This is a genomic window from Pseudoalteromonas sp. Ps84H-4, from assembly GCF_024124645.1.
GTDB classification, from domain to species: domain Bacteria; phylum Pseudomonadota; class Gammaproteobacteria; order Enterobacterales; family Alteromonadaceae; genus Pseudoalteromonas; species Pseudoalteromonas lipolytica_C.
The window spans coordinates 89,220-95,506 of sequence record NZ_JAMXSK010000022.1; the positions used below are offsets into that span (position 1 = coordinate 89,220).

The window sequence follows — 6,287 nt, forward strand, 5'->3', positions numbered from 1 at the left end:
GAAGTAAAGGCAAAACCTTAGCTTTTTTTACTGTGCGCAATGAGTAGTTCTGCCACACGCTGTTTCACAGCTCGCTTATCATCAGCAGCAACACCAAACCGCTCAGCCAATAGGGCAATTTCTTCATCATTTAAGTTAAACGATAAACGCTGTCTGGTTTTTTTCGACTTAACGTCGAGCTCCAAAATCTTACGGATCATATCTGATGGCGTAAGCTCTTGGTCAATGGCTTGCTTCTTAATTGATTTTTGCACTTCAGAGCTTAAATCAAACGCCATTTGTGTGGCTCTAACTGCTTGTTCCTGACGCTGCCACTTAGCTTTTGCATCACTCACTTGGCATCCCCAGGAAATAAGTCAACAATATCGCTAATTGGTCTGGTTAACGTCAGTGATACCTCTGTTTCACCGCCTTCCCAAATTTCAATATTTAAACTATGCGATTCATCATCAGAGCTTAAACAGATCATTTCACACGGCTCACCGCCCTCGTCTTCATAGCGAGGTAAAGGCTTATTGCGGTAGTCCTTATTATGGAAATAACACACATAAGGTGCTTCTGTTTGTTTGTAGCTCGATGCCAAAAAGTGACTAAAACGTTCTGGGCTATTTTGTACATTAATTGCCGTTAATTCGTCTTCATCAAAAATACGAGCGAACTCATCAAGAGTAAAAATTTCATCAACATCATCGCGTTGAACTTTGATCGCAAAGTGTGCCCACTGTTCACCGTCATCTGACTCGATTTGCAAAAACACCACTTGGCCCGATTCGCTTTCGAGTACCAACTCATACTCTGCACTACGTTGATACTGATACGTTTGCACATCAGTAACTCGCAAAGTCTGTCCTTTTAACCAGCTTGGGTAAGCAAACGAATCAATCACAGTTAACATATCACCAACGAGTAATTGGCTTGGATCAGTGAGTTGACGCTCTGGAGCTTTTTTAGATTTAAAAAAGTTAAACATTGGCTGACTCCTTGTTGAAGCAAAAAAGGTAACCCAGTGCGTGGGTTACCTTTTATCTTTCCGTTAACTGATTAGCTATTTTGTTTTGCTTTAATACGCGCCAAAATATCCGCGCTTTTCGGGCTCGTATCACCAATACCCGCTTCAGCCATTTTCGCTTTTAAATCATCGCCGTTAGTGTCAGCTTCTAATTGCTTAGCCGCACCTAACTGGTCTTGGCGGTCTTGCTGGCGTTGTTTAATACGCTCTAGAGACTCACGTGCTGATGTCATTGATGAGCTATTCGTATTTAGCGTGCTGTTTACAGCCATTGTTGCTTGCTGCACACTTTCTGTCGTTTTAACCATCGTTAATTGGCGTTGGTTTTCTTTAATCGATTTTTCAGCTTCTTTAACTTGCTGCTTTAACTGCACGATATGGTTACTAAAACCAGCTAGCACTTCTTCGTGCTCTGCTTTCTCAGCTTCAAAATCACCAATTTTTTCTGCGATTTCTAATGCTAGCGCTTCGTTGCCTTTTTCAAGCGCTTGACCTGCATACGCTTCATGCTCAGCAATTGATGCATCTAGTGCGCTAATTTTACGCTTCGTTTGCATCTCTTTTGCCATTACTTCAGTCAGGCTTTTTTTTGCACGTTGTAAGGCATTTTGTGCATCAGCAATTTCTTGTTCAAAGATACGGATACCGTTTGCATCAACAATTGCTTGTCCTGCTTCACGAGCGCCACCACGTACAGCTGTAAATAGTTTCTTTAAAATACTCATAATCTTAACTCCAGAAATTGCTAATTAATCGTTTAAATAAATGGTCACGGCTTCAAGCGCATCAATCGCATTGTCTGCCAGTGTTACCAACTCATGGGTAATATCATCAAACGATGAATTAACCGATAAGGCGCCAAAAATAGCGTACTTATCATCAATTTTTGCAAATGCGCTTAATGGAATTGGTACATTTAAACGTAGTAACGTTTCGTTTAACTCATTACGCATATCTGCTTGTACTTCGTCTTCAGCAAACAGGTAGCTAATACACAGTAATTGCTCTTCTGTTTGAGTAACAAAGATAGGTAACTCATCATTCCCATCGACGATAACTTGTAACACATCTTGCTCACCTTCGTTGGCAATCAAGAAAGACTCAAAGCTCACACCTTCCGTTTCAAAAGAAGCCAGTTTGATTGATAGTTCATTTAATTCCATGTCTCACCTTTTTACGTTTTGACATATTATGTCTGAGTTAAGATTTGCATAGCCGACATATTATGTCAACTATAAAATATCAATTTTTGTACAATTCGGTTTCAACTTGCCACGCTTGACGGTAATAATCATATAAGGTTCCAGAACCTAATCTATTGACTTCAATCGTGTTTACTTGTTCAAAAAAATGATTCGGAAATACAAAAGAAGCCAATAAATATTCTTTACTTACCCAACGAGATGGCACGGGTAATTCGTTAATTTCACGAATTCGCTGACTTGCTGATTTGCCAGCAGTGGTCGCGATTGTCCAACCCCATTGACCAAACGAAGGAATATTTTGCTGGTATTGCTCAACATAACCAAAACCAGCTGCTTTCATTGTTTTAGCAATACTCAAAAATGCTTTCTTCGCATGATAAGGCGATGTTGATTGCACAGCCACAGCCCCGTCAGGCGCCAATAGCTGACGCACATGATTATAAAAATAATCACTGTACATCTTATTGAGATCAGGGTGATTAGGGTCTGGTAGGTCAATCAAAATAGTGTCAAAACGCTCACCTTTAGCAAGCATTGCTTCGACTTCTAAAAATGCATCTGCAATACGAATATCAGCGCGAGGATCGCTCATAGAGTGATTATTAAGGGTTGTTAAACGTGTTCTGATCTCTTCTGGCGCATCATAGTCACCTACATCATTGCCAAATAAGTTTAACAGTTGACCATCTAAATCAACCAAGGTTACATGCTTTACAGGCCACTTCAAAACATCACGAAGTGCCAGCCCGTCACCACCGCCGATGATCAGTACACGGTCGTGGCGATTTGAAGCCAACATGGCAGGATAGACAAGCATTGAATGATAAATTTGCTCATCCACACTTGAGAACTGTAAACGGCCATTTAGATAAAGATCAGTAATTGCATTCGGCTGATTGCGACTCAAACGCTCAGTTAACACCAAGTGCTGATACTTAGTTGCTTGCGAGTAGATGACTTTATCTTTGTATAAAACATTACTTAGGTTTTTCATCCAGCTAGTGCCAAGCACAAGCACAAACGCAAAAAACACCAACAACAGTCCATGACAAATTAACAGTAGCTTAGCGAAGCGAACATGTTGATGATAGCGCCATAAGAACACGAGACCGGCAATAATATTAAATAATGCCGTCCAAGCTGCTGCTTGCATAATTGGCATCGCAAGCATAATACTCACCCAAATAGCAGCACCGACACCGGCACCAATATAATCTGCCCCGTAAATGGTACCCGCATTGTTTTCTAAAAAGCGCCCGTAGACTTGCTGACGAATACGCGCAATTAGCGGGATCTCCATACCGATTAATAGCCCAAGTAATAGACCAAACACATAGGGCAAGAAACGCGACCACTCTTGCAGCTTTTCAAACACGTAGCCGTTAAGTACGGTATCTGGAGGCAGGTTAAAAATTTCAGAGAAGATATGTGGTAATGAATAACTGACAGCGATAACACTCGCAATCGCTAAAATACAGCCCATGCCGACCAAAGCAATAATGCTCTCAAGCCAAGCAAAAGCAGTAAATGCATCTTTAAACCAACGCGCTAAAAATGCACCGATACCCATAGCGACAATCATGGTGCCAATCATGGCATATATGGCACTCTCGACCGAGCCTAAGACACGACCTGCATAATGAGATAGAAGGTATTCATAAATAAGGCCGCACCCAGCGAGTACGGCCATAACAGTTATTAACAGGAAATCATGCCCAAGTAGATTTGCTCTACTTGGGGCGCTTGTTGTAATAGACACTAATTAGGCACCTAACAAGGTTGCCATAGTCGAACCAATCGCAAATGAAACCGCTGCTGAAATAGCGGCTACACCTACGTTCTTCTGACGGTTTACTTCGTCTGAAATATCACAACCAGATAGGATGATTTTGATAGTCACTAAGTGTAGTAAAATGAAGGCAACTAAACTTACCGCTGCACTTAATGCCCAGTAACCTAAACTAGCTACAATATTGTCAGCCGCATAAGGAGCAATACCTGATGCAGCAGTTAATGCCAATGCACTACCCACTAAAAAGCCAGCGTAACGAATACCTACAGCTAAGTTGCCGTCAATAACCGCCTGTTGTAAGCAGTCACCACTGCGATTAGTGCGCTTAAATAACTGCACTCGATATTGGCTGATCAGTAGCATTGCAATGCTGCCAATTGCAAAGGCCGCGATCACGATTGGAATACCATGCCAGCCTTCGGTTGCCACCCAAAATAAAGCTGAGCGAATCACAATAGCGACACTCACTACATGACCAAAATCAATCAGTGCAGCAGTTGCGTTACCTTTTACGATTTCGTCATGCAGGCTCACTTTACGAAGCGCTACCTTGTCTTGGAAGAAATGACCAAGCTTAATAAGCACAATTGCCATCACACCATAACCTAGCATTTGTAATGCTTCTTGTTGCAAGGTTGGTGCAAATGAGCCGCTGCTTACACCACTAAGAACAATTGCCAGTGCCACAAGCCCCGCAGCAAAACTAATACCAAAAGCAAAATTGTCACGCTCAGTTATTTCATCATTAGCGTGTAAGTTAGACACCCAGCCTTTGATAAATTTTAGGCTGACAAATAAAGCGATAATGATTGCAAAGTCGATTGCTAAAGCTTGCAACGACCAAGTTGTTATTCCATTAAATTCATACATATGTTGTAACTCCGGTGGTTATTCTTTTCACTACTTACCGCGGCTAATGCCACGTGATGTTCTGCTCGAGCTGTTGCGTAATGACCCAGAGCTTTTACTGTAACTACTGCTAGAAGCATAGCTACTACGTGTGCGTGGCGGCGTATAGCTGCTACGGCTTAATCCAGATGCACCACTGCGCTTAGTGGCATACGGACTAGTGAATTGTTTACCTTGGCGTTGATAAGACTGACGAGTTCGCGTCTCTACAGTCTGTTGTGCTTTAATCTGTTTTGGACTCGAATAACGGTAACGGCCATAGTCATTGTAATAACTGTACTTTCTATGACGGCTCCAGCGACCATATTCAACTCGGTCAAATACATCACCCAACATGCGATACATTCCATACCAAACCCAAAAGCTGGTACCGCTGCTATTTGTTTGCCACTGCCCATAGTTAGGGTTGCCAACTAATTGGTTACCAACGCTTTCACCTTCAGCTGCTTCACTAATTGCACCAACCCGCGCTAGTGAGCCCTGCGACATATCGGCAAGCATATTAATAGGATCAGTCAGCGCATCCTGAAATAAAGATGGCTTGGCAGCATCACGAATAAGATCAAGTTGATGAAGGGTATCTTCATAAGGGGGTATCAGATAAGTAGACTTAACATCTGCTAAACGTTGTTTAAGACCTGTATAGATAGCCCCTTCACGAGTGGCATCAAGACTAATTACTCGCGCGATCTCAGAAAGTTGCGGCTGCTGCTCAGCAAGCACCTGTCCGTATTGTTTAAGTATCGTCGCATTACGCAAAGAGCCATTATCAAGCGCTGTACCAAGCTGATTTAATTCAACCTCAGCTTTTTCTATGGATTGTTGTATTGTTTGTTTAAGCTGCTCTTCTTTCGACTCACAGCCCATAAGCAAGCTTACCAAACAAAACAGGCTAATAAGTTTCCAAGCTTTTATTTGAGACATTCATGTCACCTGATTGTGGTTTAAAAACGCAAATAGTTTTACATAGCTCAGGTACTAAACCAAGATTAAAATTGCAACAAAGGGTAAATTGGGTCGTGAATTGCTAGTTAGAAAGGGGAAAGTTTAAAGCCTGGCGTAGGTTGGGTAGAGCGAAGCGAAACCCAAAACAGAGCTATCAGCTTTCAGCCTTCAGCGATCAGCCGCGCGGTGTGGGTGTTTGTTGCTGCGCCTTCCTCTAACGAAGGCTCTAGGTTCTAGGCAAAGTGTACTTGTAGGTATGGCTTTAGCCGTGAATGTGTTTGTTAAGGTCTGAATTCGGCACAGACTGTGTGAAAACTAATTTTTAATAAATTGTCTTGGGTATGTTCTTAGTTTGAAACCATTTAAGATGGTTGCGATCGATTTTTTCTCAGTATCGCAATTTTCTCCGCGCGAGCGAAACTGCTAT

At 42.1% G+C, this 6,287-nt stretch carries 7 protein-coding genes; all 7 read right to left on the minus strand.

Going from position 1 to position 6,287, the window contains the following annotated elements; all coding sequences use genetic code 11:
* Positions 1-17: 17 nt before the first annotated feature.
* A complete protein-coding gene (locus NH454_RS17810; RefSeq protein WP_063700569.1) occupies positions 18-335 on the minus strand; it encodes a hypothetical protein in 318 nt (105 codons plus the stop codon).
* Entirely contained in the window at positions 332-970 is a 639-nt protein-coding gene (locus NH454_RS17815; protein WP_199526048.1) for a hypothetical protein, read from the minus strand. The genes NH454_RS17810 and NH454_RS17815 overlap by 4 nt, the downstream gene beginning before the upstream one ends.
* Before the next feature lie 71 nt (positions 971-1,041).
* Entirely contained in the window at positions 1,042-1,734 is a 693-nt protein-coding gene (locus tag NH454_RS17820) for a PspA/IM30 family protein (protein ID WP_135923115.1), read from the minus strand.
* 24 nt (positions 1,735-1,758) lie between these two features.
* On the minus strand, positions 1,759-2,172 hold the full coding sequence (locus NH454_RS17825) for a DUF2170 family protein (RefSeq protein WP_063700564.1): 414 nt from the start codon (positions 2,170-2,172) through the stop codon (positions 1,759-1,761).
* A gap of 79 nt (positions 2,173-2,251) precedes the next feature.
* Positions 2,252-3,973 carry a polyamine aminopropyltransferase gene (locus tag NH454_RS17830; protein WP_253039801.1) on the minus strand — a complete coding sequence of 574 codons (1,722 nt, stop codon included), beginning with the start codon at positions 3,971-3,973 and terminating at the stop codon, positions 2,252-2,254.
* Positions 3,974-3,976: 3 nt separating this feature from the next.
* The gene (locus NH454_RS17835; RefSeq protein WP_135923113.1) at positions 3,977-4,876 is read right to left on the minus strand and encodes a DUF350 domain-containing protein; all 900 of its coding nucleotides are present in this window, start codon (positions 4,874-4,876) and stop codon (positions 3,977-3,979) included.
* A gap of 30 nt (positions 4,877-4,906) precedes the next feature.
* On the minus strand, positions 4,907-5,839 hold the full coding sequence (locus NH454_RS17840) for a CHAD domain-containing protein (protein WP_135923112.1): 933 nt from the start codon (positions 5,837-5,839) through the stop codon (positions 4,907-4,909).
* Positions 5,840-6,287: the final 448 nt, after the last annotated feature.